The sequence below is a fragment of the Sorangium sp. So ce394 genome, from assembly GCF_051474665.1.
GTDB classification, from domain to species: domain Bacteria; phylum Myxococcota_A; class Polyangia; order Polyangiales; family Polyangiaceae; genus Sorangium; species Sorangium cellulosum_D.
In genome coordinates this window covers 199460-213891 of the sequence record NZ_CP150339.1, presented here as the reverse complement: position 1 = coordinate 213891, position 14432 = coordinate 199460, and the positions used below count along the sequence as shown (strand labels likewise).

Sequence of the window (14432 nt, the reverse complement as noted above, 5' to 3'; positions counted from 1 at the left end):
CACGCTCCTAGGGGGCGGGCGGCAAGAACGTGGTCATCACGACGTCCGTGCGCTCCCATGGCGAGACCGAAGGATTCTTGAGACATCCCCTGTAGAAGCCGCTCGTGTAGTCCGTCCCGTTGCACACCGTATCGCAGGATCCCACGATCTGCATGGCACCACACTGCTGAACGGTTGTGGCCCCGGTCACCGGGTCGACGTTGATGTGACCTGCCGCACATTCGCGTTGCAATTGGCGCGCGCGCGCGACGCCTCCTGGTGAGTAGCAGGCCCGCAGGTAGGGCGCCTCCATCGTGGAGAGCACGTTGCCCCAGAACGCGCCCTCCCTCACCGGAAAGGCCGCGCGCTCCTCCGGCGTCGAGTTCATCTCGTTGTTGCGCAGGGAGATCCTCACCGAGACACCGTACCAGTTCATCCGCGCGGCGAGGCAGGCCGTGATCTGGCCCTGAACATAGGTGTTGTTGGAGGTGGGGGTGCCGAGGGGGGTGGTCGTCCACCAGGCCGCGTACCCGAGCTCGCCGCGGTAGACCTCCGGGTGGACGACCCCGTTGGCGTCGGTCCATGAGAACGAGAACGTCTGGTCGGGGCGCAGCGCACAGCTCACGACGTAGCGCAGGAGCTCCCTCGACAGGGCGCCGCCCGCCCCCGGATTCTTTATGGCTGACAGCGCGTTCGGGCTCAGCGCGTTCGGGCTCAGCGCGTTCGGGCTCAGCGCGTTCGGGCTCAGCGCGTTCGGGCTCAACGCGTTCGGGCTCAACGCGTTCGGGAGTTGGCCGTTGTCCGCCTCGAGCGCGCTCTCGGCTTCGTCGAGCAGCGCGTCCGCTTCAGCATCGAGCTCGGCGCCGATGCAGGCGGTGGTGACCAGAGGTACGACGAGGAGTGCTGCGAGACGCGTACAGTAAAGTTCCATGACGGTCTCTCCCTTTCATCGCTGAGTTTTTGAAACGAGGTCGAGCTATGGGAAAGTTTAAGTTACCATTTGGAAACGCTCCTGTATATGCCTTGATAAAACTTCATAAAAACTCTCACCCGATCAAAAAACTATCGCTCAGCTGAACTCGCGCCACTCACGCGATCCACTCGGCGCACGCGGCGCACGCAACACGCGCGCAGGTGGTAAGATATCGACGCACCACGCGAAGAGGCGACATGACCGACGAAGATGACGAGACCAGGACGTTGTTGTATGCTGAAAGGCTTATCGCGCACAGCGAGCTCCCGCCGGGCACGATCGCCGGTGAGTACGTCCTCGAGGAGTTCATCGCCAAGGGCGGCTGCGGGGCCGTGTTTTCGGCGCGGCACCTCCACACGGGGAAGCGCGCCGCTGTCAAGGTGCTGAACGAGGCAGTGGCCCACTCCACCCGCGTGCTCGACCGGTTCGCGCGCGAGATCGAGGCCCTGCGCAGGATTTCCCACCCGAACATCGTCGAGATCTACGAGGTCGGCGAGATCGACGATCACCGGCCCTTCTACGCGATGGAGCACCTCGAGGGCCAGACGCTCGACGCGCTCATCAAGGCCGAGAAGCGGCTCGGGCTCCGCGACGTGCTGGAGCTGATGGAGCCGGTATGCGCCGCGCTCGGGGCGGCGCACGCTGCAGGGATCATCCACCGGGATGTCAAGGCGAGCAACATCTTCATCGGCTCGGGCCAGCCGCGCACCGTGAAGCTGCTCGACTTCGGCATCGCCAAGATGATGGCCCCCGAGGAGAGCTCGACCTGGCTCACCACCGCCGGACGTATGCCCGGGACGCCATCGATCATGGCGCCTGAGCAGATCCTGGGCGGCCCCATCGATGCGCGGGTCGATATCTATGCGCTCGGGGTACTTCTCCATCGCATGCTGGTAGGTAGATTACCATTCCACACAACCGACACGGACGAGATGGTGCGAAAACACCTGGAGGAGACGCCGCTGCCCCCGAGCGTGCGGGTCCCGCTGCCTCCCGAGCTCGACGCGGTGGTGCTGCGGTGCATGGAGAAGATGCGTGAGCGGCGTTACAGCTCGGTCGAAGAGCTGATGAGCGCGCTCCGGGACGCCATCGGCGGGCCGGCATCGGTCTCGCCGGGCGGCCCTGATCCGACGCACTCGGCGGTGGCGGTTTACCTGGAGGTGCGGACGCGCGGCGGCGCCGACGAGCTCGACGAGGCGCTGGCCGCCGATATCGGGCAGGTGCTCGACCTCGCGGAGGCGCGGCTCTCGCGCGCGGGCTTCATCCTGGCGTCGCTCACCAGCAACGAGGTGCTCGGGGTGCGCCTCCTCCCGGCCACCGCGGCCGAGGAGCGGCGGGCGCGGCGGATGGCGCTCGACGCCGCCGCGTCGCTCCACGAGGCGCTGGCCCAGCGCCCCGACGCGGACCCGCGCGTGCACGTCAACGTGTGCGTCCACGCGGACGAGGTGCAGGCGCGCCCCGGGCCGCCGCCCGAGATCACGGGGGGCGCGCTGATGAACGCTGGTCAGTGGGCGCCGGCGGACGAGGTGCACGGCGTGTTCGCGACGCCGAGCGCGACCGCGGGCATGACGAGCAACGACCCGGCGGAGCCCACGCCCGTACGATGACCGCGCGATGACCCGCGATGACCGCGCCGCGCTTGCGTCCCCGTCCCGGTCCTCTGTACCTCTCCATCGGAGGAGGATCCCATGACAAAGGCCGCTGTTCTCCAGTTCTTCCCCGACTGGATCCACGCGCAGCAGGGCGAGATCGAGCGCCGAGGAGCGCTCAGGATCGAATACGACATGAGCCGCCTATCGCGCTGCTTCACGACCTGGCGCGGCGCCAAGATCGGCGACATCGTCGCCTACGTCCGCTTCCACCCCCGCGGCGAGATCGTGCAGGGGAGCGTCGTCGAGGAGGTGCGGGCCGAGGGGAGGCCGCCCGGGCCGGTGGTCGCGCACCGGGCCGCGCCGCTGGAGCTCGCGGTGCCCGACGACGCCACGGGCGTGGAGCTGTGGTTTCACCATTTCTCCCAGACCAGCCGTCGCTGCGACGCGTGGGACAGCCGCTTCGGGGAGAACTACTGGTTCGACGTCGGCGGCCCGCCGCCGCGGAGCCCGGCGCAGCCGGTCGTCTACCGCGCGGGGGCGCAGGCGCGGGCCGACATCGCGAACGTGCAGACCGCCCAGGTCTCGAAGATCAACGCGTTCCCGAGGCCCGCCGACGGGCCGAGCGTCGGGAAGGACATCCAGACGAACCTCAACCTCGTCGCGTGGGTCAGCCACACGGCCTGGGGCGCCAACGCGTGGATCGATGTCCACGTGTTCGACGGCGGCGACGCGCTCATCCACGCCGAGACGTTCCCGCTGGCCTATGCCGGGTTCGGCCCGGTCCAGCAGTATATCTTCACGGGCAAGATCTTCCAGGGATCCACGGCGACGCCAGGGTCGGTGTCCCCGCGGCCGGACGCGCGCAAGGTGCAGTTTCGCTTGTACTATGAAGTCGACGGCCAGGTGTTCACCGATGCCATCCTGCACCAGGCGGAGCTCCCCGAAGACGCGCTGATCTGAGAGGCGCCCTGCGCGCGCGCAGCGAGCGCTACGCGCCACGGCGCAGGCCGCCGTGGGGCCCTCCCGCGCCTCGATGAGGGGCCCTCTGGCTCCTCGAACGCCCCCCGGGCGCGCCGCTCCTTCGAGGGCCCGCGCGCCCCGCACGTCCGCGCCGCGGCGCGCCGCTCGCCGCCTCGCCGCGGGGGAGCGCCCCATGGTAAGAGAGCGCTCCCATGGCGAGCCGCTTCTACGTCACGACGCCCATCTATTACATCAACGACGTCCCGCACCTCGGCACCGCCTACACGACGATCGCCGCGGACGTGCTGTGCCGCTACCACCGGATGCGCGGCCACGAGAGCCGCATGCTCACCGGCACGGACGAGCACGGCCTCAAGATCCAGCGCGCCGCCGAGGCGCGCGGCCTCGCGCCGGGCGTCCACGCCGACGAGATCTCCGCGGCCTTCCGCGCCACGTGGCCCAAGCTCGGCTGCGCTCCGGACGACTTCATCCGCACGAGCGAGCCTCGCCACAAGAAGGCCGTGCAGGAGCTGTGGCGCCGCATCCAGGCGCGCGGGGACATCTACCTCGGCCACTACGAGGGGCTCTACTGCGTCGGGTGCGAGGCCTATTATACCGAGAAGGACCTGAAGCAGCCCGGCAACGTCTGCCCGCTGCACCACCGGCCCGTCGAGAGCGTCAAGGAAGAGAGCTACTTCTTCCGCCTCTCCAAGTATGGAGACGCGCTGCTCGACTACTACCGGCAGAACCCCACCTTCGTGCAGCCGGCGAGCCGCCTGAACGAGGTGACGAGCTTCGTGCGCGAGGGGCTCCAGGATCTGTCGGTCTCCCGCACCACGTTCCAGTGGGGCATCCCCGTCCCCGGCGACCCGAAGCACGTCATGTACGTGTGGTTCGACGCGCTGGCGAACTACCTCACCGCGCTCAAGGAGCCCGAGGACAACACGCGCTTCTGGCCGGCCGACGTGCACCTCGTCGGCAAGGACATCCTCCGCTTCCACGCCGTCTACTGGCCCGCGTTCCTGCTCTCGGCCGGCTACGGCGAGGCCGAGCTGCCGCGCCAGGTGTTCGCCCACGGGTTCCTCACCTACAGCGGCCAGAAGATGTCGAAGACGCTCCGCAACACCATCAGCCCCGTCGAGGTGGCGGAGGCCCTCTCCGAGGCGGCGGCGGCGGCCCTCCCCGGCGGCGCGGGCGCCGCGGCCGGCGCGCCGCCGGTCGGGGTGGACGTGGTGCGCTATTGCCTCATGCGCGCGATCTCGTTCGGTCAGGACGGCGATTTCAGCATCCAGGACCTCCTGGCCCGGTACGGCTCGGAGCTCGGCAACGCGCTCGGCAACCTGCTGAACCGGGTGCTCCCGTTCGCCGACGAGGTCCCCGAGAAGGGGGAGCTCGGCCCGCTCGAGGAGGAGCTCCTCGCCGCGCAGCAGCAGGCCTCGGCCGCCGCGGCGGCGGCGTTCGACGCGCACCAGCCGACGCGCGCGCTCGACGCGATCTGGACGGTGATCGCGGCGGCGAACCTCTACATCGACAAGGCCGCTCCGTGGGTGGCCAAGAAGACCGATCCGCGGCGCCTCGGGACGATCGTCGCGACCCTGGTCGAGCAGCTCGGCGCGATCAGCGTGATGATCTCGCCCGTGATGCCGGTGGTGGCGGCCAGGATGCGCGATCAGCTCGGGCTACGGCCGCTCGCGCCCGAGCCGGGCAACGACCAGTGGCCGCTGCTCCCCGCCGCGAGAGCGCCCGGCGAGAAGCTCCGCAAGGGCTCGCCGATCTTCCCGCGCCTCGAGAAGGAGAAAGAGGCCGAGCTGCTCGCCCGGTTCGCCCCGCCGCCGGCGGACGCCGAGGCGACAAAGGCCGCGCCCGGGGCCAAGGCCGCGCCCGAGGCGAAGGCGACGCCGGAGGCGAAGGCCGCGCCCGAGGCGAACGGCGGCGCCGGGGCCGCTGCCCAGCCGGCGCGCCAGGGCAAGGGCCCCGTGCCGTTCGACGACTTCGCCCGGCTGGACCTCCGGATCGGCGTGGTCGCGAGCGCCGAGCGCGTGAAGAAGAAGGACCGATTGCTCGATCTGCGGGTCGATACCGGCGACGGCGCGCCCCGGCGCATCATCTCGGGCATCGCCGCGAGCTACGCCCCGGAAGAGCTGGTCGGAAAGCGGGTCGTCGTGCTCTGCAACCTGCCGCCGCGCGACTTCGGCAAAGGGCTCGTGTCCGAGGGCATGCTCCTCACCGCCGAGGTCGACGGGCGAGTATGCACCATCACGGTCGAGGACGCGGCGCCGGGCACGCCGGTGCTCTGAAGCCACGATCCAATTTGTGACATTTACTGCATTACCGGCACACGGCAAACGCCCCGGCGCCACCGCCGCGGCGTTCCGACCAGCCCGCACCCGTCCGTTCCAAACAGATACCCCCGGCGCGCTGTGCCGTGTTATGGGTCTTTTCCGATGATTCCCAGTCGGCTCGTCGAGATCGGCTCGCCGGGATCGCCGTTGGGGAGGGAGACGGAGGGTTCGATGCGCTTCCTTGGTGGCCTGACGAGGTCTCGTGGGCGGATGTCGAGGACGGCGGCCCTGCTCGCCTGCACAGGGCTCCTGGGGGGCTGCGACGACGGGAGTCCGCAGAAGAACGATGTCGCGCCGCCGGCGGAGCAGGCCAAGAACGGCCAGGCCAAGGTCGATGAGGGCAAGGCCTATCCGGCGAAGGGCGACACCATCAAGATCGGCGTGATCGCCACGATGACGGGCCCGCTGGCCTCGCTCGGCGAGGAGGCGATGCGGGGGGTCGACCTGGCGTTCGACGAGCTCGGCGGCGCGATCCCCGGCAAGAAGATCGTCCTCGTGAAGGAGAGCTCGGACGCGACCCCGAACGTCGCCCGGGACGCCGCCCGCAAGCTCATCGAGCAGGAGAAGGTCGACTTCATCGTGGGCCCGCTGTCGGGGGACGAGGGGCTCGCCGTCCGCGATCTCGCGAAGAGCCACCCGGAGCGGGTGTTCGTCAACGGCAGCGCCGCGGCGCAGGACATCACGCTCCGCGACCAGGCGCCGAACTTCTATCGGTTCTCGCCCGACGGCGCGCAGTGGATGACCGGCGTCGGGAGCTACGCCTTCAAGGAGAAGGGCTACAAGCGGGTCGCGACCCTCGCCGAGGATTACTCGTACCCGTACACCCTGGTGGGCGGGTTCATGGCCGAGTTCTGCCACGTGGGCGGGCGCGTGCCGAAGAAGCTGTGGGTGCCGCTCGGGACCAAGGACTATAGCTCCGTGATCTCGTCGCTGCCGAAGGACATCGACGCCATCTACGTGGCGCTCGGCGGCGCCGACGCCCTGACGTTCCTCAAGCAATACAAGCAGTTCGGCGGGAAGGCGCCGCTCATCGGCGGCTCGAGCACGGTCGACCAGATGGTCCTCGACTCGAAGGGGGACATCGCCGAGCACCTCGTCGGGACCATCTCCGGGGTGCCGATCGCGGACGACAACCCGAGCGAGGGGTGGCAGGCGTTCGTGAAGGCGTACCGGGCCAAGTTCCCCGACGCCTACAAGTTCCCCTCGGGCACCCTCCACTCGTATTACACGAACATGAAGGCGGCCCTGCTCGCCCTGAAGCAGGCCGGCGGCGACCTCTCGAACGGCCAGCAGAAGCTCAAGGACGCGCTGGGCAAGCTCGAGTTCGAGGCGCCGAGCGGCAAGGTGAAGCTCGACAAGAACCGCAACGCCATCTCCGACTCGTACCTGACCGTGGTCGAGAAGAAGGCGGACGGGACGCTCTTCAAGCGCCTGCTCCAGGTCGTCCCCGAGGTGAACCAGACCATGAAGCTGCCCGAGGACGAGTTCCTCAAGCTGGGCTCGTTCAACCGCGACAATCCCAGCTGCCCGTGACGCGGGCGCCGCTCCGCCGCGCGGTGGGGCGCCGAAGCGCGCCGCGGCGGCGGGCGGACCGGACGCCAGGCAGATGACCCAGCTCATCCTCGTCACGCTGAACGGGCTGACCCGCGGCGCGCTCATTTTCCTCGTCGCGAGCGGGTTCACGCTCGTCTTCGGCGTGATGCGGCTCGTCAACCTCGCCCACGGCGCGCTCTGCCTGATCGGCGCTTACGCCGCCCACTCCATCCTCGAGGCGACCGGGAGCTGGGCGCTCGCGGTGCTCCTCGCGCCGCTCGTCACGGTCGTCGCGGGGCTCGCCCTCGAGCGGACGCTCCTCCGGCCGACGAAGGGCTCGGACATGCGCCAGGCGCTCGTGACGATCGGCGCCGGGATCGTCATCGCCGATCAGCTCCTCGCGCAGTACGGCGGTCACACCGTCGACGTGACCCCGCCGCCCGCGATCGACGGCAGCATCAGCGTCGCCGGCGTCGTCTACCCGACCCTCCGGCTCGCCACGATGGGCGCCGCGGTCCTCGTCGGGGTCGCGCTCTGGCTCGTGATCCAGCGGACGCGGCTCGGGCGCCTCGTCCGCGCCGGGATCGACGACCGGGACATGGTCGCCGCGCTCGGCATCGACGTCGACGCCGTCCTCCTGGTCGTCTTCGCGCTCGGGGCCTTCCTGGCGGGGCTCGCGGGCGCGATCGGCGGCACCAACCTCTCGATCTCCCCCGGCGACGACGGGAGCTACCTCCTCTCCTCGCTCGTCGTCGTGATCGTCGGCGGGCTCGGGAGCATCGGCGGCGCGGCGCTGGGCGCGCTCCTCGTGGGGCTCATCGAGCAGGTCGGCCTCGCGTACTTCCCGACGTACTCGGTGATCGTCACCTACCTCTTGATGATCGCCGTCCTCGCCTTCCGCCCCCAGGGGCTCCTCGGGAGGTCCGGGTGACGGCCGAGGAGCCCAGGAGCGCCGCCGGCCCGAGCGGCCCCGCGGCGCTCGCGATCCTCGCGCTGCTCGCGGCGTGCCCGCTGCTGCTGCCCGACTTCTTCGTGGTGCAGATCGGGGCGCAATCGCTGTTCCTCGGGACGGTCGCGCTCAGCGTGGTGTTCCTGTCGCGGTTCGCCGGGATGTTCTCCCTGGCGCAGATCGCGATCTACGGGGTGAGCGGCTACACGGTCGCGATCCTCACCGCGACGCACCGGCTGCCGTGGTACGCCGGGGTGATCGCGGCGCTCGCGATCGCGAGCGCGGTGGCGTTCGTGTTCGGGCTCGTCGCCTGCCGGACGCAGGGCATCTATTTCTTCATGATCACGCTCGCCCAGGCGATGCTGCTCTACCGGTTCGTCGACCAGGATCACGCCCTCGCCAACGGCCACACGGGCATCAACGGCGTGCGGGCGCCGTCGTTCGGCGCGATCTCGCTGTCGAGCCCGGGCGCGTTCTACGGCGTGAGCCTCGCCGCGGCCGCGGCGATGTACTGGCTCGTGCGCCGCGTCGTCCGGACGCCGTTCGGCCTGACGCTCCAGGGGATCCGCGACAACCCGCGCCGGATGCGGACGCTCGGCTTCAACGTCGCCGCGTACCGGGTGGCCGCGTTCACCCTGGCCGGCTTCGTGGCGGCGGTCGCGGGCGTGCTCGGGGTCTGGTACAACGGCTCGATTTCTCCCGGGGCGATCGACATGTCCCGGACCGAGGCCATGGTGGTGATCGCGGTCGCCGGCGGCCTCGCGCACCTGGAGGGCGCGTACCTCGGAGCGCTGTTGTTCACGCTGGTCACCAACTTCGCCAGCTCGTACACGGACCGCTTCAACACGCTCATCGGGCTGATCTTCCTCGGGGTCACCCTGTTCCTCCCCGAGGGGCTGGCGGGCGTCGCGCGTCGGGCCGCGCGCCCCCTCGGGCGGCTCCTCCGCCCCGTCGATGCCCGACTTCTCCGGCGAGGGGGCCGCCGTGATCGCGGGCCGTGATCGCGCGCCGGCGCTGGAGGTCTTGGGGCTCGGGCGTCTCTTCGGGGGATTCCACGCGCTGCGGGGCGTCTCGCTCCGCGTCGAGCGCGGCGAGCGCCGCGCGATCCTGGGGCCCAACGGGGCCGGGAAGACGACGCTGTTCAACCTCCTCTCCGGGGAGCTCGAGCCCACCGAGGGCGCGATCCTGCTGTTCGGCGAGGACGTCACGCGGCTCTCCCCGCACGAGCGGGCGCGCCGGGGGCTCGGCCGGACGTACCAGACGGCCCACCTGTTCGCCGAGCTGACCGTGCGCGAGCACCTCTTCCTGGCCGCGCGCGGGAGCGGCCAGCGCCGGACGAGCCTCTTCGCGGCGCTGGCCGAGCGGCCCGACTGGGCGCGCGCCGACGCGATGGCGGAGCGGGTCGGGCTGAGCGCGGAGCGCGGCACGCCCGCGGCGGCGCTCTCGCACGGCCAGCAGCGGCAGCTCGAGATCGGGATGGCGCTCGCCGGCGGGCCGCGGCAGCTGCTCCTCGACGAGCCGGCCGCCGGCCTCTCCCCAGGGGAGCGGGGCCGGCTCCTGGATCTGCTGTCGGAGCTCGAGCCGGACATGACGGTCCTGCTCATCGAGCACGACATGGATATCGCGCTCGAGTTCGCGAGCGTGGTGACGATCCTGCACCAGGGGCAGACGGTCGTGACGGGGAGCCCGGAGGAGATCCAGGCGAGCGAGGAGGTGCACGCGCTCTACCTCGGAGTGGTCCATGGGTGACCTCGGAGCGGTCCATGGGTGACGCGCTCCTCTCGATCTCGGGGCTGCACGCGTATCACGGGCAGGCGCACGTGCTCACGGGGGTGGATCTCGAGATCGGCCCGGAGCCGCTCTCGCTCGTGGGCCGCAACGGGATGGGGAAGACGACGCTCTGCAACACGCTGATGGGGCTCGTCCCGCGCGCGGAGGGGCAGGTGCGGTTCGGCGGGGTGGAGATCCTCGGGGAGAGGCCGGATCGGATCGCGAACCTCGGGATCGGGTATGTGCCGCAGGGGCGGCGGATCTTCCCGTCGCTCACGGTGGAGGAGCACCTCCAGATGATGGCGGAGCGCGGCGGCGAGCCGGGCGCGGGCTGGACGCGCGAGCGCGTCCACGCGCTGTTTCCGCGGCTCCTCGACCGCCGGCGCGTCCTCGCCGGCGCGCTCTCCGGGGGAGAGCAGCAGGCGCTCGCCATCGCGCGGGCGCTGATGATCGGGCCGCGCTTCCTTATTTTGGACGAGATCTCGGAGGGGCTGGCGCCGCTCGTGGTGGAGCAGCTCGTCGAGGCGCTGCGATCGCTGTCGCAGGAGGGCATCGGGATGCTCGTGGTGGAGCAGCGGCTCGCCGTGGCGGCGGCGCTCTCGCGCCGGCTCGCGGTCATGGTCGGCGGGCGGATCGCGCTCGAGACGACGTCGGCCGCGATGATGGCGAGCGCGGAGGATCAGCAGCGGTACCTCGGGGTGAAGGGCCGTCGAGGGCAGAGGGCGCGGTGAGGGGCTGAAGGCAGGGCGCGCGGCTTCGTAAGAGGTTTTACATATCCAGCCGATGACGTCGCCACCGGCGGATGCCGGTCTCTGCAGCCGCCGGCAGCCTCCGGCGTGGCCACCGCCGCAATCGTGCTTTTCGCGGCGGCGGGCCGGGGACACCCGGGGAGGCCGGTCCGCGCGCCGGGGGACATGCTAGCCTCGCTCGATGCGTAGTCGCCTTGCATCGAGGAGGCGGTGAGCATCTCGTTGCGGGGACGCGAGGCCGTGGCCCTGGCCATGGCGGTCGCGGCGCACCTCGCGATCCTCGCGGCGCCGACGCCCGAGCGGCCCCCCGAGGTCCCGGCCGGGCCGCAGGCGGCCGTCGACGGCATCGACATCGAGCTCGAGCCGCCGGCGCCGCGGGGCGCCGCGGCGGCGCCGGCCGGAGGCGAGGCGGTCGCGAGCGCGCCGGAAGAGGCCGGCGAGGTCGGCAAGGCCGCTCCGGCCGAGAAGACGCCGGCGCAGGCGCCGGGCGCCGCGGCCGCCAAGGTCGCCTCGACCGAGCGCGCGAGGGCGGTGCCGGCCGCGCCCGCCGCCGCGCCGAAGGAGGCGCCGGAGGCCGCGGCGCCCGCCGCCGAGGCCGCCGCGCCTGGGGCTGAGCCGCCCGGGCCCGTGGCCGAGTCGCCGGCGGCCGCCGAGGCGCCCGGACCCGTGGCTGAGGCGCCGGGCCCTCCGGCGGCGGCGCCGCCCGGCGGCGAGTACGGCGGCCCGCCCCCGGCGGCGGGCGGGGGCGTCGCGCTCGCGCCCGGGATCGGGACGCCCCTCTGGAGCGTGCCGGGCCTCCTCCCCGGCCCCGACGCGCCGCGCGCGGCGCCGACGGCCGCCCCGCGCGCCCAGCCCCTGGATCCGGCGATCGCGGGCAAGGTGCTGAACGAGACGCTGCACAGCAAGGACAAGAGCGTGGGGATCAGCGTCCCGGCCGCGGGCGTGGTGGCGAGCACCCTGGCGGACACGGTGCGCGCCTCGGCCGCGCCGCTCGACGCGCGCGCGACGTTCGAGGTGAAGCTGGCCGCCGACGGCCAGGTCCTCGGCGTCCGGCTGGTGAGCGCGACGGCCGGAGACGGCCCCACGTGGGATCGCATCGTGGACGCGGCCAAGGGCGCGCTCGCGGGGAGCGCGCTGCAGATGGGGCCCGACCGGCAGCCGGTGACGGTGACGGTCAAGGTCCAGTCCAAGGTGCAGTATCCGTCCGGCAGCAAGAAGAAGCCCACGCCGGAGCTCGTGTGCGCCGAGGAGGTGCTCGAGCAGCTCCAGCAAGCGGTGGAGAACCCGAACATGATCGGCGACCGGCGCGGCCTGGGCGGCGGGGCGGCGGCGGCGGCCGACATGGATGAGGAAGAGAGAAAGCGGCTCTTCTGCATCCCTATCGGGCTCCGCGTGAAGGGGGATCTGTCGGATGTCGGGGCGCACAGGATCAACGTGGTCTCGGCGTCGTTCGCGGTGAAGCGCGAGGGCGAGCGCGCGCTGCCGCACGAGGACATCCTGCCGATCGACACGCGCGTGCCGTGGGCGCCCAAGGATCCGAAGAAGATGAAGCCGCCGCCGAAGCCGAAGAAGAAGTGGAAGAAGAAGAAGCAGCAGCAGCCTTGAGGCTTCGCGTCGAACGAGACCGCCTGCGTGGCACCCGCTACCAGCTCCATCGCTGACGAAGGAGGCGATGGCGACGAGAGCGGCGTGGGCCGATCGGGGGGGCCCCGCGGATGCCGGCCAGGGAGGCCGGCGCGTTCGTTACGACGCCCGCGTCGGCTTCCGCGGGGCCGGCGACTTACGCCCCTTCCGCTCCGGGCCGCGCGAGCGATTCCCGGCGATCGAACGGCGCGCCGCCCGGGCCGGTTCCGGCGCGAACACCTCGCTCATGGAGGCGGCCGTTACGGCGCGGGCGATCCATCGATCGAGCTCCGCTGGGACGGTGCAGGCCTCGATGTGAGCGCGCTCCTCCGCCGTCAGCGACAGGCCGCGCGCGTCGAGCACGGCGAGCAGGGCCTCCTGCTTGCCCTCGACCTTGCCCTCGGCTCTCCCGCGCTTTTCAAAGAAGAGCCGGAAACGCCGAGACGCTTGGGTTTCAGGGACTTTGCTCGGATCCATGGCCAGCTCCTTGAGCGAGGCGACCATGGCGTCGCTCAGCACGGCCAGGATCGCACGTGCCTGCGCGTCTCGCAACGGCTCGTCGGTGAGCCCCTGCTCGGTGACCTCCAGGGCGCGCACCACGATCCTGCGCGCAGCGGGCCCATGGCGGTGGTGCACGGCCCAGGCGGCGAAGAGCGCCAGCTCCGGATGCGCCGGATCGAGCAGCGCCTCGACGCGCCGACCCGAAAGGAGCAGCACCCGCGGCGTCAGCTCGAAACGCGTGCCGAGCTCGCCCCGAAAGCGCGCGGCCCGCTTCGCCCAGGAGGCCACGCGGCGGCTGGCCGTGATCACGATCACCTCGCCCATCGCCTTCTCCTGATGGACGAGCACGCTGACCGCCAGCGGCCAGCTCCTCCGCTTGCGCTCATCGATGGAGTTCTGGATCTCGACCATCACCCAGCCTAGCCCCCGCGAGCGCAGCAGCAGGTCCGGACGAACCTCGATGGCCCTGGTGAAACGCACGGTGGCATCGGTCGCCTCGGCCGGCGTGCCGAACGAGCTACCGGTGAGCCGCCGGAAGAGGTCGGCGAGCAGCGCTGGACGGTCCCGCAGCGCGACGATGAGCACCTCGTGCGGTGTTCCCGGCATCCGCTCCTCTCTACTCGCCGCGAGCAGCGTTGGCGAGGCATCCGATCGCGAAATCGATGCTCGTCTGAGGGGGCCGTCCACCGTCGGGAGCATTCGTGAGAGCCTTTCTTGCTATTGCTGACCAAAGAGGTCTCACGCACGTAATGAGGTGCGGAAGGCGCCAAGAGCTACTTGCAAGAAGAGCGGAGAGCGGCCGCGTTGGCCTGCCGCGAACCCAACGTGGGTGTGCCGGGAGGGGCCCGCGAGCGCCTCGGGCCCGGCGCCCCTGGCGGCCGCCACCCCATCGGCCGCCTCCGCCACCCCTGGCTGCCCGTACGTCCCTGAAATTGCGTGCGTCCCGGCCTGGCACGCCGTTCAACGCGAGGATGCCTTGAGGGCGGCGAGAGCGGACGTGTACTCGGCCATCGCCGCCGAGATCGTCGCGGCTTGCCGCTCGAGCGACGACGCACGGTGGTGCGCCTCGCGCTGCCGCGAGAGCGCTTCGCGCGCGACATCATCATTGCCCGCCAGGACCGCGAGCTCCGCGCGTCGCTCCCACTCACCGGCGTTCGCGGCATGCTGTGCAGCCTCTCGCGCCAGCGCCGCGCCGTACTGCTCAAGGGATTCCAGGCGGCGTTCCACCTCGTCGAACCGGCGAGCTCCCTCATCCCCGGCGCTCGGCTGATCCTTCCGACGTCGCAACCTCGAGAAGACGCGGGCGAACCAAGAAGGCGCGGTTTCCCGTGCCCGCGCGGGGCCGAGCCGAGCAGCGGCGGCCGCAGCATCATCCATGCGCTTCAGCTCGCGTTCGATTCGCTCGGCGAGCTCGGCGAACTTCTCACCTTGGGAAGCCATCTCGACCCAGCAGCCTCGAGT

General features: G+C 71.1%; 12 protein-coding genes. 9 read left to right on the top strand and 3 right to left on the bottom strand.

From position 1 onward, the window contains the following. Positions 1-7: 7 nt before the first annotated feature. Positions 8-910 (bottom strand): hypothetical protein, encoded by a 903-nt coding sequence (locus WMF33_RS00785; RefSeq protein ID WP_437335333.1) that lies wholly within the window; start codon positions 908-910, stop codon positions 8-10. A 239-nt stretch (positions 911-1149) separates the two neighbouring features. Here WMF33_RS00785 and WMF33_RS00780 point away from each other — a divergent pair, with 239 nt between their 5' ends. From WMF33_RS00780 to WMF33_RS00740, 9 genes are all read left to right on the top strand, one after another. Then, positions 1150-2559, top strand: a complete 1410-nt coding sequence (locus tag WMF33_RS00780; RefSeq protein ID WP_437335332.1) for a serine/threonine protein kinase — start codon at positions 1150-1152, stop codon at positions 2557-2559. 81 nt (positions 2560-2640) lie between these two features. Next, positions 2641-3504, top strand: coding sequence for a DUF6209 family protein (locus WMF33_RS00775; RefSeq protein WP_437335331.1), 864 nt, complete (start codon positions 2641-2643; stop codon positions 3502-3504). Between the two features lie 212 nt (positions 3505-3716). Continuing rightward, positions 3717-5801, top strand: a complete 2085-nt coding sequence (gene metG / locus WMF33_RS00770; protein WP_437335330.1) for a methionine--tRNA ligase — start codon at positions 3717-3719, stop codon at positions 5799-5801. A 255-nt stretch (positions 5802-6056) separates the two neighbouring features. Next, entirely contained in the window at positions 6057-7379 is a 1323-nt protein-coding gene (locus tag WMF33_RS00765; RefSeq protein WP_437335329.1) for an ABC transporter substrate-binding protein, read from the top strand. 73 nt (positions 7380-7452) lie between these two features. Then, positions 7453-8310, top strand: a complete 858-nt coding sequence (locus WMF33_RS00760; protein ID WP_437335328.1) for a branched-chain amino acid ABC transporter permease — start codon at positions 7453-7455, stop codon at positions 8308-8310. Next, on the top strand, positions 8307-9329 hold the full coding sequence (locus tag WMF33_RS00755) for a branched-chain amino acid ABC transporter permease (protein WP_437335327.1): 1023 nt from the start codon (positions 8307-8309) through the stop codon (positions 9327-9329). The genes WMF33_RS00760 and WMF33_RS00755 overlap by 4 nt, the downstream gene beginning before the upstream one ends. After that, positions 9313-10077, top strand: a complete 765-nt coding sequence (locus tag WMF33_RS00750) for an ABC transporter ATP-binding protein (RefSeq protein ID WP_437335326.1) — start codon at positions 9313-9315, stop codon at positions 10075-10077. Before WMF33_RS00755 ends, WMF33_RS00750 begins: the two co-directional genes overlap by 17 nt. Positions 10078-10091: 14 nt before the next feature. After that, entirely contained in the window at positions 10092-10829 is a 738-nt protein-coding gene (locus WMF33_RS00745; protein ID WP_437335325.1) for an ABC transporter ATP-binding protein, read from the top strand. A gap of 228 nt (positions 10830-11057) precedes the next feature. After that, on the top strand, positions 11058-12452 hold the full coding sequence (locus tag WMF33_RS00740; RefSeq protein ID WP_437335324.1) for a hypothetical protein: 1395 nt from the start codon (positions 11058-11060) through the stop codon (positions 12450-12452). A gap of 138 nt (positions 12453-12590) precedes the next feature. On the opposite strand, the gene WMF33_RS00735 is transcribed toward WMF33_RS00740, so the two are convergent. Both WMF33_RS00735 and WMF33_RS00730 read right to left on the bottom strand, forming a co-directional pair. Continuing rightward, positions 12591-13670 (bottom strand): hypothetical protein, encoded by a 1080-nt coding sequence (locus WMF33_RS00735; protein WP_437335323.1) that lies wholly within the window; start codon positions 13668-13670, stop codon positions 12591-12593. Positions 13671-13931: 261 nt separating this feature from the next. After that, complete coding sequence (locus tag WMF33_RS00730; protein WP_437335322.1) at positions 13932-14411, bottom strand: PspA/IM30 family protein; 480 nt, start codon at positions 14409-14411, stop codon at positions 13932-13934. Between the last annotated feature and the right edge of the window lie 21 nt (positions 14412-14432).

What these genes read in the sequence shown, in the direction of transcription:
- WMF33_RS00735 (WP_437335323.1), bottom strand. Translation starts at nt 13,670, where the DNA reads ATGCTCCCGACGGTGGACGGCCCCCTCAGACGAGCATCGATTTCGCGA.
- WMF33_RS00730 (WP_437335322.1), bottom strand. Translation starts at nt 14,411, where the DNA reads ATGGCTTCCCAAGGTGAGAAGTTCGCCGAGCTCGCCGAGCGAATCGAA.
- WMF33_RS00780 (WP_437335332.1), top strand. Translation starts at nt 1,150, where the DNA reads ATGACCGACGAAGATGACGAGACCAGGACGTTGTTGTATGCTGAAAGG.
- metG (WP_437335330.1), top strand. Translation starts at nt 3,717, where the DNA reads ATGGCGAGCCGCTTCTACGTCACGACGCCCATCTATTACATCAACGAC.
- WMF33_RS00745 (WP_437335325.1), top strand. Translation starts at nt 10,092, where the DNA reads ATGGGTGACGCGCTCCTCTCGATCTCGGGGCTGCACGCGTATCACGGG.
- WMF33_RS00785 (WP_437335333.1), bottom strand. Translation starts at nt 910, where the DNA reads ATGGAACTTTACTGTACGCGTCTCGCAGCACTCCTCGTCGTACCTCTG.
- WMF33_RS00760 (WP_437335328.1), top strand. Translation starts at nt 7,453, where the DNA reads ATGACCCAGCTCATCCTCGTCACGCTGAACGGGCTGACCCGCGGCGCG.
- WMF33_RS00775 (WP_437335331.1), top strand. Translation starts at nt 2,641, where the DNA reads ATGACAAAGGCCGCTGTTCTCCAGTTCTTCCCCGACTGGATCCACGCG.
- WMF33_RS00765 (WP_437335329.1), top strand. Translation starts at nt 6,057, where the DNA reads ATGTCGAGGACGGCGGCCCTGCTCGCCTGCACAGGGCTCCTGGGGGGC.